The 20419-nt window shown below is 61.1% G+C and carries 14 protein-coding genes; 6 read left to right on the top strand and 8 right to left on the bottom strand.

Annotated features, from left to right (window positions below):
* Nucleotides 1-3182, bottom strand: a 3182-nt coding sequence (locus GJ693_RS02370; protein ID WP_197041905.1) for a caspase family protein, incomplete at its 3' end; no start/stop codon positions are given.
* A gap of 170 nt (nucleotides 3183-3352) precedes the next feature.
* Between GJ693_RS02370 and GJ693_RS02365 the strand changes: the two genes are divergently transcribed.
* Complete coding sequence (locus GJ693_RS02365; RefSeq protein WP_156254735.1) at nucleotides 3353-4276, top strand: Gfo/Idh/MocA family protein; 924 nt, start codon at nucleotides 3353-3355, stop codon at nucleotides 4274-4276.
* Here the strand turns inward: GJ693_RS02365 and putA are convergent.
* The 3 genes from putA to GJ693_RS02350 form a co-directional block, all read right to left on the bottom strand.
* A complete protein-coding gene (putA, locus tag GJ693_RS02360) occupies nucleotides 4273-7917 on the bottom strand; it encodes a trifunctional transcriptional regulator/proline dehydrogenase/L-glutamate gamma-semialdehyde dehydrogenase (RefSeq protein WP_156254734.1) in 3645 nt (1214 codons plus the stop codon). The two genes, GJ693_RS02365 and putA, sit on opposite strands and share 4 nt — an antisense overlap.
* Nucleotides 7918-8015: 98 nt before the next feature.
* Entirely contained in the window at nucleotides 8016-9104 is a 1089-nt protein-coding gene (locus GJ693_RS02355; protein WP_156254733.1) for a glycoside hydrolase 5 family protein, read from the bottom strand.
* A 497-nt stretch (nucleotides 9105-9601) separates the two neighbouring features.
* The gene (locus tag GJ693_RS02350) at nucleotides 9602-10213 is read right to left on the bottom strand and encodes a hypothetical protein (protein ID WP_156254732.1); all 612 of its coding nucleotides are present in this window, start codon (nucleotides 10211-10213) and stop codon (nucleotides 9602-9604) included.
* Nucleotides 10214-10350: 137 nt separating this feature from the next.
* Here GJ693_RS02350 and GJ693_RS02345 point away from each other — a divergent pair, with 137 nt between their 5' ends.
* Nucleotides 10351-11583, top strand: coding sequence for a phospholipase D family protein (locus GJ693_RS02345; RefSeq protein ID WP_197041904.1), 1233 nt, complete (start codon nucleotides 10351-10353; stop codon nucleotides 11581-11583).
* Between the two features lie 133 nt (nucleotides 11584-11716).
* On the opposite strand, the gene GJ693_RS02340 is transcribed toward GJ693_RS02345, so the two are convergent.
* Nucleotides 11717-12337 (bottom strand): thermonuclease family protein, encoded by a 621-nt coding sequence (locus GJ693_RS02340; protein WP_156254730.1) that lies wholly within the window; start codon nucleotides 12335-12337, stop codon nucleotides 11717-11719.
* Between the two features lie 174 nt (nucleotides 12338-12511).
* Here GJ693_RS02340 and GJ693_RS02335 point away from each other — a divergent pair, with 174 nt between their 5' ends.
* From GJ693_RS02335 to GJ693_RS02325, 3 genes are all read left to right on the top strand, one after another.
* Nucleotides 12512-13660 carry a tyrosine-type recombinase/integrase gene (locus GJ693_RS02335; protein WP_156254729.1) on the top strand — a complete coding sequence of 383 codons (1149 nt, stop codon included), beginning with the start codon at nucleotides 12512-12514 and terminating at the stop codon, nucleotides 13658-13660.
* Nucleotides 13644-14303, top strand: a complete 660-nt coding sequence (locus GJ693_RS02330) for a hypothetical protein (RefSeq protein WP_197041903.1) — start codon at nucleotides 13644-13646, stop codon at nucleotides 14301-14303. The genes GJ693_RS02335 and GJ693_RS02330 overlap by 17 nt, the downstream gene beginning before the upstream one ends.
* A 397-nt stretch (nucleotides 14304-14700) precedes the next feature.
* Nucleotides 14701-16428, top strand: coding sequence for an AAA family ATPase (locus tag GJ693_RS02325; RefSeq protein ID WP_156254727.1), 1728 nt, complete (start codon nucleotides 14701-14703; stop codon nucleotides 16426-16428).
* A gap of 59 nt (nucleotides 16429-16487) precedes the next feature.
* Here the strand turns inward: GJ693_RS02325 and GJ693_RS02320 are convergent, their stop codons facing one another.
* The gene (locus GJ693_RS02320) at nucleotides 16488-16811 is read right to left on the bottom strand and encodes a hypothetical protein (protein WP_156254726.1); all 324 of its coding nucleotides are present in this window, start codon (nucleotides 16809-16811) and stop codon (nucleotides 16488-16490) included.
* 130 nt (nucleotides 16812-16941) lie between these two features.
* On the opposite strand from GJ693_RS02320, the gene GJ693_RS02315 reads away from it, so the two are divergent.
* The gene (locus GJ693_RS02315; RefSeq protein ID WP_156254725.1) at nucleotides 16942-17259 is read left to right on the top strand and encodes a hypothetical protein; all 318 of its coding nucleotides are present in this window, start codon (nucleotides 16942-16944) and stop codon (nucleotides 17257-17259) included.
* 984 nt (nucleotides 17260-18243) lie between these two features.
* On the opposite strand, the gene GJ693_RS02310 is transcribed toward GJ693_RS02315, so the two are convergent.
* Nucleotides 18244-19572: a hypothetical protein gene (locus GJ693_RS02310; protein WP_197041902.1), complete on the bottom strand. Its 1329-nt coding sequence runs from the start codon at nucleotides 19570-19572 to the stop codon at nucleotides 18244-18246.
* A 97-nt stretch (nucleotides 19573-19669) separates the two neighbouring features.
* Nucleotides 19670-20299, bottom strand: coding sequence for a GIY-YIG nuclease family protein (locus GJ693_RS02305; protein WP_156254724.1), 630 nt, complete (start codon nucleotides 20297-20299; stop codon nucleotides 19670-19672).
* Between the last annotated feature and the right edge of the window lie 120 nt (nucleotides 20300-20419).

Below are 20419 nucleotides of genomic sequence, written 5' to 3'. Positions count from 1 at the left end.
ACTGGCGATGGTGCGGCGTTGAAATCGAACAGGCTGGGCTCCTGCGACTTCGGCGGCGCGGCGGCCGGCGCGCGCATCACCAGGCGCACGCCGCGTGCCGCCATGGCGCCGCCGCCGCGCCGCACCTCCTCCTCCAGCGACGGCAGCCGCGCCACGGCATAACGCAGCCATTCATCGAGCAGCACCTTGCCGTCGCGGTCGAGATCGGCCGGTCCGCCGCTGTCGGTCAGGCCCTCGCCGAGCGCAGCGGTGAGAAAACCCTGGGCCAGCGCGGCATTTTCCAGTGCAACGTCATCGGCCTGGGTGGCTGCCAGGATGCGCAGCCCCTTGTCGAAAGCCAGCTGGCCCAGGCTGGAATCGCCCATCGGGCCAGGCTTGAAATTGGGCGTGTTCACCGCCGCGCCCGAATGGCAGGCATCAATGATGAAGGCGATCTCGCTGGCCTGCATGAAGCCGAGCCAGATGGTAAGATCCTCGGCCGAAATCACCGAACGCGGGTCCGGCGCTGTCGCGCTCACCGGCCAGCGTGCATCGGACGGCACCAGCGCAAACTGGCCGGTGGCACTGGCAAAGCCGTGGCCCGAAAAGCTGATGATGACGATGTCATCCGGGGTGGTCTGTTCAAGGTTGCGCAGCTTGTGCACGTCTTGCAGGCGGATGGCCTGCTCCATTTCCGGTGGAAAGCCCGACAGGAAACCGAGCACGCCCAGCACATCGGCGCGTGTCACCTGCCGCGCCGGCTGGCCATCGGCAGCGGGCGCGCTGGTCAGGCTGATGTGCCGCATCTCATAGCCGGGAATGGCGGCGAGGCGGCTGGCAATCATCCGCGCATCGGGCACGGCAAAATTGAGGTCGAGCCGGCGTTCGGCATAATCATTGACGCCAATGGTCAGCACCCAGGCGCGGCGCGGCCGGGCCGGGGTGGTGTTGGCGGGCGGAACCCAGCGCCGCCGCGCCGTATTGCTCTTCACCCGGTCGCTGTTGAAGGCATAGGCGGCAAATTCCATCGGCTTGCCGGCGTTGTGGGTGGGCACATCCACCTGGAACCGGCGCGTCCAGAGTCCGGCGGCATCGACATCCTCAAGCTGGTTCAATTCGCGCCACTCGGTCAGGGTCGGGCTGGGCTTCTGCTGGAAATGCGGCGGATCCTGCTCGATCTGGCGATTGTCGAGCAGCAGCTTGACGTTGAACAGGCCAGAGCGCCGGCCGCGCGCAGCATCGCGCGTCTCGCGCGCCTCGACCTGCACCACCACCTGCCCTGGCGTGTCGGCTGGCTGCACATCGGTGATGCGCACCTCTGGCAATAATCGGTTGAGCCCGGCGACCGGCGGTACCGGGTGCAGCACGCGCGCACAGGTGCCGGCCAGCGTGCAGTCCATCAGCTTGGTGATCAGCTGCGGCTCGTAATAATCGCGCATCAGCGTCTGCGGGGCCAGCGATGTGAACGGCTCGTCGGACATCAGCCAGCGAAAGCTTTCGGAATCGGGGCCAAGATTGGTGTCGTAACGGCCATCGGCGGCGACCACCACGAACCGCTGACCGGGCAGCAGCATGATGGTCATCAATTCCTCGCCGGTACGGCTGTTCCACAGCCTCAGGCCGTCATTGCTGCTGGCCGCCCACAGGATCGGGCGGGTTCGCATGAAGCCGACCGAGGTGGCGCCGGGAAAATCGATGGCCGGCAGGGCGCCGCCGCTGACCAGATCGACGGCCTGGATCCGCTCTTCAAAGGCGCCGCCGATCAGCAGGCGGTTGCCCTGGCTGGCAAAACTGGTCGGCAGCAGCGAGCGCACCGAAAATTCCCGGGTGATCGGCTTTTCGGGATCAGGCTGCGGCTGATCGAGCTGCCATTCCAGCACCGAGGCATTGCCGGCAAACCAGACGCGCTGGCCATCGGGCGTGAAGCCGATGCGGGTGGGGCTGATGTCCTTGGTCAGGCCGGTGCTCTTTTCGATGGCACCGGTCTGGGCGTTGATGATGGCGATGCCGCCGTTGCCGGCTGCGGCGCGCACCACCACGGCCAGCCGGTCGCCTTTCGGGCTGGTCGCCAGCAGGCGCACATAGGCGCCCCTTTCCAGCTCCAGCCCCGGCAGCGGCCGCCATTTCCCCTCCACCAGGCGCTGCAGCGTGCGGTCCGTACCGGCATTGCTGCGGCAGTTGGCCAGCCCGGCACCAACCAGGCCGCCATCGGGCAGCACCGCCATGAAGCAGCGCGCTGGCGCCGAGCGCACGGTCTGGCCGCTGGCCGCGTCGATCAGCAGGGCCGGCGGCGGCAGGCCGGGGGCGGCATCGTCCAACGGGTCATCACTGCTGTCCTGCGCCAGCACATAATATTGGTTGGGATTGATCCAGCGCACCTGGTCGTAATCGCCCTTCAGCGTCACCGGCGTCAGGAAGCGGCCGACGGTGAGATCGAAAAGGAAGACCTGCGACGAGTCCGCGCCCAGGCTGTCGTCGCCCTGCAGCGACAGGAAGGCGAGGCGCTTGTCGTCGGGCGACAGTTCGGCATCGTCGATGCCGCCCAGGACGGTCTTGGCCGGCGCCAGCTCGCGCACGCTGCCGGTGCTGTCGCGCAGCGTGAAGCCAAGCAGAGCGCGTTCGATCTGCCAGCGGCCATCGGGCGAACGCGGCGCCGCTGGCAGCAATCGCAGCGCGTCGGCCGGGGCCATTTCGGTCATGCCGCTGTGGATGGTGCCCAGGGCCTTCATCCACAACTGGGTGGTGGTCTGCCAGTTCTGGCCGGCCGGCAAGGGACGCAGCGGGCGCGGCGCCACCATGCTGACCTGGCGGGTGAAGATGTCGATCTGATAGGCGCGGCCGGCGCGCAGATCGGCGCTTTCCGGATCAAGCACTTCGCCATCCAGCCGCAGTGTGCGGCCATCGGGCAGCAACTGCATCCGGTCAAGCTTCATGAACTCGCCGAGCGACTTGGGGTTGGACGGCAGCCGCACGCGATCGACGATCACGCCGCTGGCCGCGTCCCACACCAGCAATTCGCGCAGCAGGCCCGACGCCGTGAAGATGAAGCGGCTGTCCGCCGACCAGGCCGCGACGTCGAAGCCGCCTTCACCCATCGCCTGCACGATGATCTTGGGCTTCACCACGGCTGCTGCCGGCGCTTGGGCGGTTGCCGGCGCGGCCAGCGCCGCCAGCAAGGCTGCCGACCAGAGGATGGCCTGCATTCGCATCCGCGCTCTTCCCCCATGCATCCTGAAAAAAGTGTGAAGAGCAGGGGCGGTGAAGTCAATCACCATTGCCCGGTGCCGGCGATTGACGGGACCCGTGGGCGGCCATAGATCAACAGGATGCGCGCCGTTGTTCCCATCCTGCTGAAACGTCAAGGCGTGCCGTCATGAGCGCGATCCGGCTGGGGCTGGTCGGGCTGGGCAAGATCGCGCGGGATCAGCATCTGCCGGCCATCGCGCAAACGCCGGGCATCGATCTGGTCGCCGTTGCCAGCCGCAATGCGCAGGCACAGGGCGTTGCCAACTACCCCACTATCGAAGCCATGCTGGCCGAAGTCAGGCTGGATGCGGTGGTGCTGTGCCAGCCGCCACAGGCGCGCTTTGCCGCCGGGCGCGCGGCGTTGCTCGCCGGCTGCCATGTCTTCCTCGAAAAGCCGCCGGGGGCGACCCTGTCGGAAGTGGAGGCGCTGGCGGCCCTGGCGCAGGAAATGGGCGTTACCCTGTTTGCCTCCTGGCATTCGCGGGCGGCGGCGGCGGTCGATGCGGCGCGTGACTGGCTGGCAGCGGCCGATATCCGCGCCGTTCACATCGCCTGGAAGGAAGATGCCAATGTCTGGCATCCGGGCCAGACCTGGCTGTGGGAACCGGGCGGCTTTGGCGTGTTCGATCCCGGCATCAATGCGCTGTCGATCCTCACCGCCATATTGCCGGAGCCGGTGCGGATGCTGTCAGCCGATCTCGACGTGCCGGCCAATTGTGCGGCCCCGATCGCCGCCCGCCTGCAGCTGGCGACGGCATCGGGCGTGCCGATCACGGCCGAATTCGACTTCCGCCAGAGCGGCCCGCCGTCGTGGGACATCATCGCCGACACTGCGCGCGGCCGCCTGGTTCTGGCCGAAGGCGGCAATCGCCTGCACCTGCCGAACGGCCCGCAGCCGGCAGAACCGGAACAGGAATATCCGCGTCTCTATGCGCGCTTCGTCGAACTGGTGCGCGCCGGCGCCAGCGATGTCGACGTGACGCCGCTGCGGCTGGTCGCCGATGCCTTCCTGATCGCCCGCCACCACGCGGTGGCGGCGTTCAACGGCTAGACGAGGGCCATCAGGCTGGCATTGCCGCCGGCCGCCGTGACGTTGATCGAGGTGGAAACCTCCTCAACCAGCCAGTCGCGGCGATAATGGCCCTGGCTGTCGGCGACCTGCATGATCGGGATCGGGCCGGGCAGACTGGTCAGCCGCTCGATCAGCCCGGGCGCAGCCGGCGGCTCGATCAGAACGGCGGCAAAGTCGGCCTGTTCCGGCAGGTCGTGCCGCCACACAAGCCGGTCCGCCACCAGCGGCGGCAGCTGGTCGAACGGCGCAGGGCGGGCGCCCGGCCAGATGATGGTCGCGCGGTTGCCGGCGGCAAGCGCGGTGCCGATCTGGACGGCAAGGCCTTCCGCGGTGGCCGGCACCAGCAGCACATGCCCCCGCGGATGCAGCGCATAAAGATTGGTCTCGCCCACCGGGCCGGGCAGATCGCGCGTACCGCCATTCAGGCTGTCAGCTATCGCGGCCTCCACCGCATCAGCGCTGGGCGCCAGGCCATTGCTGCGCAGCCAGTCAGCCAGCGCCGCGGCGGCCGGATCGCGCCTGCTGTCGCCGGCAAGGCCGGTCAGCGGCTCACGATCAACCAGCCGCCCCAGATAGAGCGGCCCGCCGGCCTTGGGCCCGGTGCCCGACAGGCCGCGCCCGCCAAAGGGCTGCACGCCGACCACGGCGCCGATGATGTTGCGGTTGATATAGAGATTGCCGGCCACCACCCGCGCCGTCACCTCGGCGATGGTTTCATCGAGCCGCGTGTGCAGCCCAAAGGTGAGGCCATAGCCGGTGGCATTGATGGCATCGATCAGCGCCCCCATCTCCTCGCGGGCAAAGCGCACGACATGCAGCACGGGGCCGAACACTTCGCGGCTGAGCTGGGCGATGCTGTCGATCTCGATGATGGTGGGCGGCACGAAGCTGCCGTGTTGCGTATCGTCGGGAAGCGGCAGCTGGTGCACCGGGCAGCCAAGGCGGCGCATCTGGTCGATGTGGGCGGTGATGGTCTGCTTCGCCTCTTCCGTAATCACCGGGCCGACGTCGATGCTCAGCCGGTCGGGATTGCCGATGCGCAGTTCGGCGAGGGCGCCCTTCAGCATGGCGAGCTGGCGGTCGGCAATGTCCTCCTGCAGGCACAGGATGCGCAGCGCCGAACAGCGCTGGCCGGCGCTGTCAAAGGCCGAGGCAATGACGTCGGCGGTCACCTGTTCCGACAGCGCCGAACTGTCGACGATCATCGCATTCTGGCCGCCGGTCTCGGCAATCAGCGGGATCGGGCGGCCATCGTGTGTGGCATGGCGGCCCAGTTCGCGCTGGATCAGCTTGGCAACCTCGGTGGAGCCGGTGAACATCACTGCGGCAATCTCCGGCCGCGCCACCAGCGCCGCGCCAACCGTGCCATCGCCGGGAACGAACTGCAGCACATCGGCGGGCACGCCGGCGTTGTGGAGGATGTGCACGGCTTCGGCCGCGATCAGCGGGGTTTCCTCGGCCGGTTTGGCCAGCACGCTATTGCCAGCGGCGAGCGCGGCGGCAACTTGGCCCATGAAGATTGCCAGCGGGAAATTCCACGGGCTGATACACACCACCGGGCCGAGCGGCCGGTGGTCGGCATTGAGCGTGTCGCGCGCCTGGACGGCGTAGTAGCGCAGGAAATCCACCGCCTCGCGCACTTCGGCGATGGCGTTTGCGGTCGACTTGCCGGCTTCGCGGATGATCAGGCCGAGCAGTAGCGGCATCCTGGCTTCCAGTGCGTCGGCAGCGGCTTCGAGTACGGCGGCGCGCTGGGCGACAGGCACGGCGGCCCAACCGGCAACAGCGGCCTGCGCCGTTTGCGCTGCGTGCGCAACATCTTCGGTGGAGGCGAATGCGACACTGCCGACGATGTCGCGCCGGTCTGCCGGGTTGCGCACCGGTTGCGCCGTGGCCGGCTGGGCCGGGCTGGCGAGCAGCGGGCCCGCGCTCCAGTCGTGGTGGGCGCTTTCCTGCAACTGCGCCGTCAGGGCCGCCAGCGTGGCCTCGCTGGCCAGATCGAGCCCGCTGGCATTGCGACGATCTTTGTAAATGGCCTGCGGCAGGGCAATGATCGGGTGCGGCGCGCCCAGCGGCACGATGGCGCGCGCCTCGTCCACCGGATCGGCGGCCAGTTCATCGATCGCGACATTCTCGTCCCAGATGCGGTGCACGAAGCTGCTGTTGGCGCCATTTTCGAGCAGGCGGCGCACGAGATAGGCGAGCAGGGTCTCGTGCGTGCCGACCGGCGCATAGATGCGGCACGGGCGGTTCAGCTTTGCCGGGCCCACCACCTCTTCATAGAGCGCCTCGCCCATGCCGTGCAGGCACTGGAATTCATGATCGCCCAACCGGAAATCCGGCCCGGCGAGGTGATGGATGGCGGCCAGCGTGTGGGCATTGTGGGTGGCAAACTGCGGGAACACCGCATCCCGCGCCGCCAGCAATTTGCGCGCACAGGCGATGTAGGACACATCGGTGTGGACCTTGCGCGTGAACACCGGGAAATCCGCCAGGCCATCAACCTGGGCGCGCTTGATCTCGCTGTCCCAATAGGCGCCCTTGACCAGCCGCACCATCAGTCGCCGCTGCGACCGCCGCGCCAGATCGATCAGCCAGTCGATGACATGGGGGCAACGCTTTCCATAGGCCTGCACGACGAAGCCCAGCCCGTCCCAGCCCTTGAGATCTGGCGCCAGCGCCAGATGTTCGAGCAGATCGAGCGAAAGTTCGAGGCGGTCAGACTCCTCGGCATCGATGTTCAGACCAATGCCATAATGCCGGGCCAGCCGCGCCAGGGCATGCACCCGCGGCAGCAGCTCGCCCACGACCCGGTCCAGCTGGGCCCGGGCATAACGCGGGTGCAGCGCTGATAGCTTGATCGAGATGCCCGGCGCTTCGTACAGGCTGCGCCCGGCCGCAGCCGCACCAATGGCGTGGATGGCATGTTCATAATCGGCGAAATAGCGATCCGCATCGGCCATCGTCGTCGCCGCCTCGCCCAGCATGTCATAGCTGTAGGCAAAGCCCTTGGCTTCCAGCCGGCGGGCGCGCTGCAGGGCCTCCTCGATGGTCTCGCCGGTGACGAACTGATCGCCCATCATCTGCATCGCCATGTCGATGCCGCGACGGATCACCGGCTCGCCGGCGCGGGCGATAAGGCGGGTGAGCACGGCACCCAGCCCGGATTCGGCAAAGCTCGCGGTCAGCTTGCCAGTGACCATCAGGCCCCAGGTGGCGGCATTAACGAACAGGGTCTTGCCGTCGCCCAGGTGCGCCCGCCAGTCACCGCCGGCGATCTTGTCACGGATCAGCGCGTCCCGGGTTTCGGTGTCGGGGATGCGCAGCAGGGCCTCGGCCAGGCACATCAGCGCCACGCCCTCCTGGCTGGACAGCGAATATTCCTTCACCAGGCCTTCCACTCCGCCCTGCTGGCCCTTGGCGCGCAGGGCGGCGACCAGCTGCCGGGCCGTGGCGGTCACGGCATCGCGCAACGGCGCCTCGATCTGTGCGGTGGGCAAGAGTGCGGCGACAGCCTCGGGTTCTGGCGTCCGGCACGCCGCGGTGATGCGCTGCCGCAAGGCAGAGGCGGGAGCCAACGGCGGGGCAAACCGGGCAAAGGGGGCAGTCTGGTCGGGCATCAAGCAGGTCCTGGCGGTCGGATACGAGCGACCCTACAGCGACAGGCCCCTTCAATCAGGCAAAAATCACGCCGTCGGCCATTTTATGCACCGGAAAATCAGGCGGCGGCGGTCTGATGCGACGCCTGCCCGGCGCCGGTCAGGCGGCGGATCAGGGCCACCTCGGCTTCATCATGCGGCGTGCCATCGGCATCGAAGATGTCGTGGAACCACGGCCCGTCAGGTCCGTTCAGATAGGGATTGTTCCAGCTGTCCCACGGCAGGTGCGTCTGGGTCTTGCCCTTGACCAGACCCCAGCAGAAGGCGCCGACACCCTGGGCCAGCGCGATCGGCAGGATCGCCTCGAACGTGCTGCCGGTGGGCCGTGCCATGAATTCGGTGCATAGCAAGGGGCGATCGAAGGCCTGTAGCCAGGTGATGCGTCGAGCAAAATCCGCGGCGTCGCCATAGTTGTGGAACGAGATGACGTCGGACTGGGCGACCTGCGTCGCCTGCAGGTCCGACAGGCGATGCGGGGCAGACCAGTCGCCCAGCCAGACACCGCTGGTCAGCGGTTGCTGCGGCCGTTGGCGGCGCGCCCAGCCGAAAGCGTGGTTCAGCAGGGGCAACACCAGCGCGGCCTTGGCCGCCAGCGAGGCCGGGTCGCACAGCGAGACATCGGGGCCGTTGTCCGGCTCGTTCCAGATGTCCCAGGCCAGCACGCGGTCGTCACGGGCAAACCGCCCGACAACGCCTTCAACATAGGCCTGCAGCCGTCCATGCTGCGAAGGATCGGCAAGCACGGCCGGGCCCGGGGACTGCACCCAGCCGCTGTTGTGCACACCCGGCAACGGCGCGCGCTGAGGGCCCAAGTGCGGCGTTTCATTCCAGCAACTGTCGAACAGCACCAGCATGACGCGAATGCCCCGGCGGTGGGCTGCGGCCAGTAAAAGATCGATGCGCTGCAGCAGGCCTTCGGCATCATCCAGCCACAGCAGATCGTGCAGATAAACCCTGAGCGCATTGAGGCCGAGGCTGCCGGCCAGATCCAGCTCCCGCTCGATGCAATGCAGATCAAAGCTGGCGCTGCCCCACATCTCGATCTGGTTGATGGCGCACGACGGCGTGAAGTTGCAGCCAACCTGCCAACCCACACGGGCCTGCCATTCGCGTGCGGTCGCCACCGACCAAAGTTGCATGTCGCCCATACACCCGATCCCCCCGGCGCACCGAGTCTATCAGCAGCATCCTGGCCGGCGAGCGATATCGTCCTTTTGGAACGGGAAATGCGACGAGCCGACGAACCGGCACGCAGCGTGGCCAATGCGGAAACCCTCTGGACACTTGCGCTTAATGCAGAGGCCAACGCCGGTGCCGATATAGGACGATCAAGACGACTGACGCCGCGATTCGACCAGCGAACGCGCAGCCGCAACCGAGCCGAACACAGTCGCTCTGCTAGGTTTCATTGCAGGAAGGCGGCCATGGAAACAGCGAAAATGGTGGACGCACCAGGGCTCGAACCTGGGACCCGCTGATTAAGAGCTGGCCTTAAGGCCTTGGAAAACTGTTGCAAATCGTTGCAACCCGTTGCACTGGGCACGCGAACATAATCACTTGGCGGCTGCAGAGCGGAGCAGACTGTTGCAATCCGAAGCAGCCAATTGCATGCGTCTGATGCCCCGTTGGGACCCCGCACCGTTGCCTAATGCGACGCGCCTTGGATATCGCTCAGAAAACCGTCGCAGCCTTCAAAATATGATGCAACAGCGTCCATGACATCCGCCAGGTTTGGAAGGTGCGTTGCGGCAAATGCAATTGGCAGTGGGCTTCCCTTCTGATCTACAGGATAACGATACGCATCTGACCTCGGGTCGATTTTTGAAAACTCTGCGACAATAGAAGCTACGATAGGATCGGCATCATCTGGATCAGGTGTGCCGTATATTTGAAGCATTTCAGCAAACGTTGCCCAAAGGACGTCTAGTCTATGAGTCTTCCAGTTTGGATTAATGCCAACGGTTCTGCCGTAAGTGGCAATCATATACTTAAGTGATAACTCAATAAACTGTCTGTAGTTGAAGATTGTCGGGTAGACTAGGGAATCTCGGTCAGCAGGGTTCGCGTCGCAGTGGGCAACAGCAATATCCCCTGCCTTTCGATATCCCTCCTTCATGAGTATCAACCGGGTGAAGTCATCCTCCGCGATGACGGCATTCTCCGCAGGATTCTCAGCCGAAATGAAAGGTGCATCTCCTGCCATCGGCCACCTGAAGTCCATGTCCAGTGTGGCCTCGAATACGTGTCTCTTTGCCATTGGCTAGCCTTGTCCTATCAAGAAACCGTGAGAAGTCTCTCCCGCCCCAATCGGCGGCGCAATCGAATACTTAGTTGGACAATAGCATGCCAACACTCAGAGATTCATACGGAAACTCCAAATCCAGTGGCTACACCATGGACTTTTTCGAGCTGACGGCGCCCAGCGCGACGTCGGCCATGCTGGCGAGTCCGTTCTTTTCGACCTACGAACCGATAGAGAAGCTGACCAGGCGTGGCTGCCAAGTGAAGCTCATTGTGCGGTTGTGCTCGGTCACACCTCCAGCGGTTGTAGCCAAAGCAATGGCTGACCCTCTCGTGACGCTGCGATACTATACAAGTCGGGGCTTTCACGCCAAACTCTACATAGTAGATGATCGCGCTATGGTTGGCAGCGCCAATCTCACAAATGCCGGCTTAATGACCAATCGTGAGGTTTCCATCGTACTTCACAGAGATCGTGATGCAGCCTTCGAGGAGTTGCCGGCTCTGTTCGAGACTTTCTGGAACCACGCGGGCGCAATGACGAGCGAGATATTGGCCGCCTATCAAGCTGCCTATCGCCTGATCGGCAACCCGAAAGAAGAAGCGGAATTTGAAAGCCATCTCACAAAGCATGTGGGTAAGGTTGATCCGCCGAGCGCGAAGGCGGGAAGCGAGGTGATGTCCAAGCGACGGTCCTTCCTTGAGCAACTGCGAAGGAAGTATGACGAGCGGGTGATCCCAGCCTTCCGCGAAGTGAAGGACATCATGCTGGAAACTGGCCTGAGGCGGCCCGAATTCGCCGGTGGGGATGTTGAGATTGAGCTCAATCGCTTCCTCGGTTGGACCCGACTGATTCACGCGCCTGGTGATGCATGGAAAGAGTCTTCGCTTGCTGAGCGGCCAGCGCGACGCGAGCGCACGCTCAACTATCTTCAAGATTGGGTGCACGTTGGCGATACCAGAGCGGGCGATATGTACTACGCTGAAGAGGAGCTTGGGAACATCGCTCGCCTCCGAGAGGGCTTCACATCGGTCACGTCCATAGAGGCCATGGACTACGATGAAATGTTTGACACGCTGTGCGGCTGTCATGCCTTTTATGACATGCTGCGCTTCGTATCTGGAGGCCTCCCGGGGCTTAAAGCCGATTTCGCGCAGCGGAACACCCTGACCGATATAAAAGAAACGCTCATATACCTGTTGCACGGCGATGGGCTGATGCTCGAACGAGCCTACGACTGCATTTTTGATGAGAAATGGCGACTAGGTCGGTTCGGTGAGAACTGCGTCATGGAGCTGGTTGGATGGATGACGCCTGATCGGCCACCGGTGAACGGGAGGACACTCAAAGCCTTGAGGTTTCTTGGCCACGACATCCCCGCCTAATGCTCTCGCTGCTGGACGTATCCATTAGTCCTAGGCCGCGCGAAATTTCGTTAGACAAAAAATCTACAGGCCATCGCGCACCAGCTGGTGCGTCTCGCGCAGCTCGAAGTTGGTTCCAAGGACCGGGGGGGGGCTACAGCAAGTTGCCTTGGCCGGCGCTCTTTAGTTTGCGCTGCCTCTCCCTTCGTTTGAAGCTCCATGGTGGTTCGGGTTTGTCCATCGCCCAAAGGCCGCGTCTGCTGTGCTGAGCATCTTCCTGTGCCGCAAAATAGTCGTCTGCGCGGTCAAAGGCATATTGCTGCGTCACCCATGCCCAGCCGTTGACGACCATTTCCAGCTCAACATTGCGGGTGACGGCGCGGGCGCTTCTCGCAGTGCCCGTACTGCACGTTCGGTTCATGAAGTAGGTGACCTTGCCGGCCGCAAGCTGATCCGACAAGAAGGCCATGCAGAGCATGCGCTTGTAGGGGTCGACAGGGATAAAGCCTGTTGACTCTTTGCCAACGGGGTCCAGCCGCAGCGACCTGTCTGCGATTAGGCGTTCCAGAAAAACCTTCGACTCCTGGCCGAACGGCTGGCCCATTTCAGGGGCATCGATAAACGCGAAGCGGAACGGCACGCGTTCAACCCATGCCTGCCTAAAGGGATTCCATACACGGGCAAGAAAACCGTCGCCGTCGAAGACCCTTATGACAGTGGCCTTCAATGCCTCCTCAAGCGTTGCGGGCTCAGGCTCGTCAGGAGCGATGATCATGCGAATCAGTCTGCATCAACCTGGTGCTGCAGTCACCTGTGTGATGCTTCTGACAAGCCCGAAGCAGATCGTTGAAGTTCGAAGCATACTGTTGCAAACCATTGCACGAATGGGAATTTCTTTGAGATAGTCGGAAATCCATGATTATTGAGGTGCCGTTGAAGGGAACGGCACATGCGGAAAGCACTTAGCGCAAAAGCAATCGATGCATTCAAGCCGCAGGTGAAGCGGTATGAAATCCATGACATCCTGTGCCCCGGTTTCAGCCTTCGCGTGTTTCCGACCGGCAGGAAGGTCTACACGGTCAAGTATCGCTATGGTTTGAAACAACGCCGACTGCCGCTTGGCGTTCATCCGCGCATTTCCCTCGCTGAAGCCCGCGCCAAAGCACTCGAAGCCTTGCGGCTGGTGGATGAGGGGACTGACCCTGCCGCGCGTCGCCGTCAGCCGGGGATGAGCGTTGAGGCAATCTGCAATGACTTCATTCGTCAGTATGCGCGCCCGCGCAACCGCAGCTGGAAGGAGGCGGAGCGCATCCTGCGGCGTGAGTTCGTAGGCCAGTATGGACAGCGCGATATTCGTGACATCAAGCGCCACGACATCCTGGAGCTAATGGACGGCGCCATCGAGCGCGGGGCATCTTATCAGGCAAACCGTATCCATTCAAACCTGCGCAAGCTGTTCAACTGGTGCGTAGAGCGCGGTATTGTGGACGCCTCACCGGTGCAGGGCACCAAGCCGCCGACCCGAGAGCACCCACGCGACCGGGTGCTGCAGGATGATGAACTGCGCGCCGTGCTGCGGGTATGCGCGGGGCTTTCGTATCCCTTCTGCCAGTTCGTGCCTCTGTTGCTGGCCACAGGTCAGCGACGCGGCGAGGTCTCACAGATGAAGTGGAGCCAAGTCGATCTGGAGGCCAAGCAATGGGTGATTCCGGCAGATCTGTCCAAAAACGGCAAACCGCACCTGGTACCGCTCAACAAGTATGCGCTGCGGTTGCTGGCGGCTGTCCCACGCTTTGCCGGTTGTGATTGGGTGTTTACCACGACGCGGCGGTCACCAATCAGCGGGTTCAGTAAGGCGTTGCGGCAGATCCACGCGCTGTCCGAGACATCGGACTGGAGACTCCACGACTTGCGTCGCACAGCGGCGTCAGGAATGGCGAGGGCAGGGATCGCGCCGCATGTTGTGGAAAAGGTATTGAACCACATATCTGGCACCATCAGCGGCGTTGCGGCAGTATATAATCGCTACGGCTATGACGCCGAACGACGAGACGCTTTGGATTCTTGGGGGAGCTTTCTTGATGGCCTTAGTGAATAACGCGCCGCCAACGAATCGACGGATCAGTCTTGCCGCAGCTGCCAATCTGGTTGGTGAACGATTTCACCATTCTAACTGGTCTGAAAATGATCCAGCCGTGCTGGTATTTGGTGCTGATGCAGCGCCCGACCGGGAGGCCTGGGATCGGGCTAAGCATGTCCAAGACTTGCTTCACGACTACATTACGGGCGGGCGCGTCAAGGTTTACGCGCTTACGGACGATGGATCCAGCATCACGGATTTGCCCCTCCATTGGGTTACCGATCCCGTTTTTGCCGTATGCCTTCAGAGCGGGGCTTGTAGGATCCAATATGATGCTTGGGAGCCGTGCTGGGTCGATGAGCCTGAGCTTATTGCAGTGCTTCCAGAAGCGGGCAGGCCACGCAAGAAGCACAGCTTTGAATGGGACAAGATCGTCCACGAGGCATGGATGTTTACGTTGCAACAAGATTGCCTGCCTACGAACGCCGCCATCGTCAGGCACCTCGGAGATTGGTGTCCAGCCCAAAACCAAAACATTCCCGACGGTTCTCACCTATCGAAGGTAGCAAAGACAGTTCTGGATTTCCTGAAGCGGAACAAAACAGGGTTGCGGAATTTGGATTCACAAAGTTGTGAAGCCGCAGTTGAACCAGGGAGATAGATAGCTCGCTCCCCGGAGGATCGTCTCCGGCAACATGGAGCAGTTATGAGTCATGATACCGCCAGAAGACCCTCTCCTCGTCGATCGCGCCGGCCTTCGTCGGCTAGGAGTAAAGCTCGACAACTCAACACTGTTGAGGCTCGAAGCAAAGGGGCAGTGGCCTCGGCGTGTGAAAGTGGGGGCCACGACTTATTGGAAGTGGGCAGACCTGTCGAAGTTCATATCTCGCCTCTGAAAGAGAAGGCGAACTGGTACAGATTTGTATTCGAGGTAGCACACCCACAATGCGATGAGTTGAGGCTTCGGTTTGTAATCGAGGTCCCAGATCCATTTGTGGGCACGGTACCCGCTGGAACATTGCGGCAAACCCGTATTCGATGGCGGGAGGTTAAGTAAGATGTCCAGTAAGCTCTCTAAACGGGCAGCTATGCTGGCAGAGATCGCTGAAAATGCGATTGCTGCTGGCATGGGCATTATTGCCATCAAACCTCGTTCCAAAAGCCCGGACACCCGCTTTTCACCACATGGCCTGAATAGCGCAACCAAGTCGCTCAAGACAGTGAAGCGTTGGCTTGCGCAGGACGGCGAGATCAATCTTGCGGCTGGCCTTAAAGGCTCTGGCATATGCGTTGTGGATGAAGATGGCCCCGAAGCCGCTACAGCGCTCAAACGGTTGGCAAAGCTGCCTCCCACGCGCAAAACGCGGACAAGGAAGGGCAGCCACAGGTTTTACCGCTACTCCGGTAACCTTGGCGGGAGTGTCATCAAGTTTGCGGTTGATTTGGACTTCCTGCTGTCCAGCTATGTGCTGCTGCCCGGTTCACGTCATCCTGATGGCGGTATCTACTCGTCGAAGGACTTCGGCGCACCTATCGCGGACCTGCCTAATGAGGTGGTGAAGGCCATTCGCAAGCACCGCAGCAACAGGTCCAAACGGAAAGGCGACATGGCGCAGGAAGAGGCGGGGGCGATCAAAGTTACTAAGGGCGGGCGAAATAGCCGCCTGACCCAGATTGCGGGATCGATTCGGCGGCAAGGCTACAGCGAACCAGTGATTTTCAGCCTGCTTGATACCTTCAACCGCAAGTTCTGCGAGCCACCCTTGCCGACTAGCGAAGTGGAATCAATAGCGGGCAGCATCAGCCGATATGACCCTGCACACGAGGGCCTATTCACGCTGATGTCCGACGTGACGCCGCGTGCAGTAGAGTTTCTTTGGAAGCCCTATTTTGTGCGGGGCGCGGTCAACCTGCTCGAAGGCGACGGGAATGTGGGTAAGACCTACTTCCTATGTTGGCTCGCGGCGCTCTTGTCGTCAGGCAGGGCATTGCCAGGCCAAGAAGCCATGGACCCACAAGGATTCTTGTTCCTAAGCGCCGAGGACGATCCTGAGACAACTTTGTTTCAGCGATTTACGCGCATGGGCGGCGATCTTTCGCGCATCTGGGTGATGAAATATCTGCCCCTCAATGAGGACGTGATCATGCTGATCGAGGAGCACATCAAGGTAAATGGGGTCAAGGTCATCTCAATTGACCCTCTCCTAGCCTACATGCAGGGCGTGGACATGAACAAGGCAAATGAAACGCGCCCGTTCATGGCGCGCCTTGGTGAGCTTGCGCGGGACCACAATGTGACAGTCATTGGCCTTAGGCACCTGAACAAGTCGGACAAGGACAAGGCCATCCATCGGGGCCTGGGGTCGGTTGATATCTCCGCTGCTGCCCGGTCCTCGACCATGATCGGTTTGCACCCTGACGATGAAGACATCAGGGTCTTCGCCCATTCAAAGCACAATCTATCTGTCCGGGGTGATAGCCGTCTCTACACATTGGACGGTGAAACCAAAACACGTGTGCCACGGCTTGTATGGTGCGGGACCACTGATCTGACGGCCAACGACCTTGGCCGAAAGCCCAACCCGCCCGGGCGCCCTGCCAGTGAAGGGGTTGATGCGGAGCAGTTCCTTAAGCGCGCACTCGCCAACGGAGCCCGGCCGGTCAAGGATGTAATTGCGGAAGGGGACCGGCGATCAATCAATCCCAGCACCCTCCGCAAGGTTGCGCGCAGGATGGGCGTCGAAAAGAGGAGGCGACACTGGAAACTGGCCGAAACCCCTCTGTAGGGACATTTCGGCCAGTTTGAGGGGTAATGAAGGCCGGGATCAGTTGTCTCGGCCTTTTTTCATGGGTTGGTGTTGCCAGCGGATAAGGCCTTGCGGGCCTCTTCCAGTGCCTTCGAACCCGGTGCCCACTGCCATGGCTGTCTGGCGAGGTGTTCCTTGCCTAATGTGGGGTAGGTCTTCGTCTGCTTTGCCGCCAACCGCAGCAGCATGCGGGCATCACGCGGCGGCATTTTCATTTCGCGGGCAAGCTGATCAAGGGTGACCATATCAACTGATGTCTCAGCTTTGACTTCGGGCGCGGCTTTGGCAGCCGTGGCGGTCCTTAGGACCGAAACCGGCGCGGTGGTAGGCTTGGTCAGTTTGGTAATCGTCATGTCGGTCATCTCCTTAAGTTGGGACCGACATTTCCATTAAGATGGCATGGAGAAGCGTGTCAGGAAAAATCCCAGAAAGCCCTCGGTTTCTCTTCGTGTTCACCATTCATGATCGTGGTGAACAGGATGCAGGGGCGACATGAAGGATATCGAGCTTGAGGACGCGGTCATCGCTGTTTTCGTTGGTCAGCAGCATGAGACGGGCGGCGAGCCAAGGGCGATCAATGTGTTTCGGCGCCTCGATCCAGAAGCGAACCGCTACGACATGACGTTGGGGGCCTGCGAAGCGCGCTGGCACAGACATCCCGACCATCGCTTGGGATTCTTGTATGAGATCCTTTGGACGCTTGTGCTCGGCTTTGGGTTTCAGCCCGAAGCCATAAATGAGGTGCTACAGGCGATCCCTGAGTACCGCGCTCTTAACCCGCCGAACAAGCCTGCAACGCCAATTCGCTGATTTCGGCTACTTGAAGCCGGGATCCTCCCTTGAATCGTAGGTGGCAGCAGGACCTGCTGATTTACAATCAGATGGTCAGCTTGCCCAAAGCCATGAAATTGCGACTCTTAGTCTAGTCACGTCCTGTCGCGGGGCATCCGTTGGGAACCAGACCGATCGACCAGAGAACTAAGCCGATCAAGGTATAGCGTCCGGACTTGGGATTCTACCATTTGAAGGCGTTCTGCCAGCTCAATCCGGTTGCGCCCTCGCGGCCGTGGTTGGTTGTCCAAGCCCTTCAGTCTGCGACGCAGCTTAGCTGCCTTTCGGCGCGCTCTGGTCAAGGCATCCATGCCTTGCACAGCATAGCTAAGCCTATGAGCCTTACGCGAGCCAAACCTGCCATAGATGTAGTAAAGGGCTTCGCAGCGCCCGCCACTAATCGGGCAGACAAAAAAGCATCGGTGCCCGCCGAAGGGGGTTGGGGTCATTTCGATCGCAACATCCTGGGTGGTGGTAGCCACATCAGGCGCTGCAATGCTGATCGTTAGTGTCCCGCCACGAGCAAAATCACTGAGATCGGTTCGAAGGCGCGCGTAAACGCCGCTTAGGCCGCCGCTAGACCATCGAATTGTGTCGATCACACACTCGCCGATTCTAACGACGCCCAGCCGCCGCAGGGCGCGAATATCGAGCGCCAGCTCCTCCTCAACCTTACCAGCGTGAAATGATCGCCTGGCGCCTGATCCGATGCCGCCCATGGATGTCTCCGTCGTCTCGGACGGCATCATACATCGAGATCGGCTGCGTCTCAGGCCCAACCTCTGGCTCTTCGGACGGCGGCTCTGTGTCTCTCAAGCTAGCTTTTTAACGAAATACTGTGACTTGGGGCAGCTCCGTCAGCCTTCTGTTGAGTGAAAACGTCCCTGGTCTAGTATCAATAGCTGGAGATGCGGCGCACGGTTCTGCAGCTCCAATAGCCGATTGGGCTTCTCGCAGCTTGCCTCAAAAGGATTCGTTCAGCCGGATTTGGACTGATTCATCCGCCCGAGTTCCTTCGGCGTTCATCCATTCTTCTAGCGAACTTTCCCCTTCGCCATCCGGCGGCCGTTTGTCGATTTTAACAGCGAGGGTGACCGCGCGACCAGTTTGTATGACCTCACGGATCAAAGGTATAAGAAGGGCTGATTGTGCAGCATTGGTGCCGATCCAGCCCTTCGAAACGACTTGCACAAACTCGGTGTTGTTAAGGTGACGACCGACATTGCTGTAGGTCAGAGCACGACCACCTCTCGGACCAACCAGTTCCTCATCTGTTGCGCACAGACGCCAGTAATCTAAAGGAATATACATCCCTTTAACCAAGCCGGTATCGTCGGGATTGAAGTTCAGTCTGGGACAGAATTTCAGAAAGAACGGGTTCTCAAAAAACCGATAGTCAGTCCGAGTTCCATTGCCAGTGGCGTGGCGAATATGGTTCAAGTGGTCGTCCATACGCGATATTTCGATATCAAGCTGAGCTGATGGAAAGCGAAACACTGCTTCGCTTGCGCCCTCGACCTGCTCCATCGCCTTGTATTGGACCATGACAAACGACTGAAATGTTTCGTTAAAGTAGATCAGGTCCACGCCTAGTTGCTCCTCCAGCGGAAGATGGTTGGCAATTGTTACGGTCAAACGAGAGAAGTCGTTTTCAAACACCGCGCTCCCGTGGGTCATTTCGCGAACTTGATCAAAGCCGGGCATGCGACGTAAATCGGCGATAACCATTGCGTCTTCACGGGCGCGAAATGCATCTAGCCCATCCAGATAAGAGGTTGATGCGTCCATGTCCGCAGGAGGCTGCCAATCTGCAAGTTGGCGTTTGTCTATTCCTGCGATTGACATCGCAATCGCCACACTTTCCTTTTGTTCTGCAAGATTATCTCGCGCACGCTCTGGCAAAGAAGAAATGCGCTGCGCTCGGCTTCGGCTGTAGCTTTGCAACGTTGACGCCAAATCCGGAGCCAGTTCGCTGAGCGCATCGACAAGTGCCGAAAAGCTGGCTGGCGGCAGCAATCCCCCGCTTCTAAGTCGCTGATCGATGTGTCGGTAAACGTGACCGTCAAGCTCGTCTCGTATGTCGCGAAAACTGATCGGTTCGGGAAGTTCGACCACCTCAGTGACATTTAGGCGGCTAAGGTCAGTTCCAGCGCTAACTCCTCTTCGGCCTTTGCCAATATGAGTTACATATCCCGGCTGGAAACTGATGAAGCAAATCAAAGGAGCGTTGCGACTATGCTGAAAATACGGAACCGCCTCGGCAAAAAGACCTCGTACGTCGAGGTCGTTCAAGAGTGCCTCTTGCCGACTCTTAGACACCTTTAGGATGTAGCCCCCAGCTCGAGCCATAGACTAATTCCAGCAATGATGAGTTTGGACTAGGGACCGGCTAGGCATCATCGTCATCTGCGATTTCTCGGTTTCCATAGTCGCCGATCTTGACCCCCTCGTAGGCCCAATAGGCCATACCGCTGACTGCTGGCCAATCGTATCCCATTTCATGGATGACAAGCAGCGCAGCCTTGGACGGGCTCATTTCTTCGCCTCGAAAGTTGACCTTGCGCGGGCCGGCTACGGTGCAGGTGACCGTTTCATCCTTGATGAACGTCAGCACGCTGCCAACGGGAATATTCATGCTCGGGAAGGTCCTCACCTCACGGCGTTTGCGCATATCCTCGATTTCGCGCCGCTCCTCCTTGTCGATAGATTGTTCTGCATCGGTCAGGGAAACCTTGTCGATGGCGACCAACTCGATGATAGCCTTCGCCAAGTCTGGATCGATCGTGAAGAACTCACGGTTGCGCCGCGCGCGTCGTCCACCGAAGACGAAATGCAGCGTTCGCTCAACCTTTCGGCAATCGGGCACATGGGCCGCGAAGTAGCACTCGAAAGGAACCGGGATCGAAGTGTTATCAAGCTGCCTTACCCGATCCCCGACATCATCCTGTTGCGTGAGGCCAATCTTGACATATCCCGGCATTGCTTCATTGGTCAGAATATAGACGATCCCGCCGCTCATTTTTGAATGACCCTCCGTTGGATGTTAATGTATGCCGCCTTCAATTCACCAGGCGAAAAGACTTTGTTGTGGCAAGCACTGCCAAACCCGATCAAGATTCCGCATGACCTATCGACGAGC

The sequence above is a fragment of the Sandarakinorhabdus oryzae genome, from assembly GCF_009733735.1.
GTDB lineage: Bacteria > Pseudomonadota > Alphaproteobacteria > Sphingomonadales > Sphingomonadaceae > Sandarakinorhabdus > Sandarakinorhabdus oryzae.
This window is presented reverse-complemented; position numbering and strand designations above follow the sequence as displayed.

What these genes read in the sequence shown, in the direction of transcription:
- putA (WP_156254734.1), bottom strand. Translation starts at nt 7,917, where the DNA reads ATGCCCGACCAGACTGCCCCCTTTGCCCGGTTTGCCCCGCCGTTGGCT.
- GJ693_RS02365 (WP_156254735.1), top strand. Translation starts at nt 3,353, where the DNA reads ATGAGCGCGATCCGGCTGGGGCTGGTCGGGCTGGGCAAGATCGCGCGG.
- GJ693_RS02355 (WP_156254733.1), bottom strand. Translation starts at nt 9,104, where the DNA reads ATGGGCGACATGCAACTTTGGTCGGTGGCGACCGCACGCGAATGGCAG.
- GJ693_RS02315 (WP_156254725.1), top strand. Translation starts at nt 16,942, where the DNA reads ATGAAGGATATCGAGCTTGAGGACGCGGTCATCGCTGTTTTCGTTGGT.
- GJ693_RS02340 (WP_156254730.1), bottom strand. Translation starts at nt 12,337, where the DNA reads ATGATCATCGCTCCTGACGAGCCTGAGCCCGCAACGCTTGAGGAGGCA.
- GJ693_RS02345 (WP_197041904.1), top strand. Translation starts at nt 10,351, where the DNA reads ATGGACTTTTTCGAGCTGACGGCGCCCAGCGCGACGTCGGCCATGCTG.
- GJ693_RS02335 (WP_156254729.1), top strand. Translation starts at nt 12,512, where the DNA reads ATGCGGAAAGCACTTAGCGCAAAAGCAATCGATGCATTCAAGCCGCAG.
- GJ693_RS02320 (WP_156254726.1), bottom strand. Translation starts at nt 16,811, where the DNA reads ATGACCGACATGACGATTACCAAACTGACCAAGCCTACCACCGCGCCG.
- GJ693_RS02305 (WP_156254724.1), bottom strand. Translation starts at nt 20,299, where the DNA reads ATGAGCGGCGGGATCGTCTATATTCTGACCAATGAAGCAATGCCGGGA.
- GJ693_RS02350 (WP_156254732.1), bottom strand. Translation starts at nt 10,213, where the DNA reads ATGGCAAAGAGACACGTATTCGAGGCCACACTGGACATGGACTTCAGG.
- GJ693_RS02325 (WP_156254727.1), top strand. Translation starts at nt 14,701, where the DNA reads ATGTCCAGTAAGCTCTCTAAACGGGCAGCTATGCTGGCAGAGATCGCT.
- GJ693_RS02330 (WP_197041903.1), top strand. Translation starts at nt 13,644, where the DNA reads ATGGCCTTAGTGAATAACGCGCCGCCAACGAATCGACGGATCAGTCTT.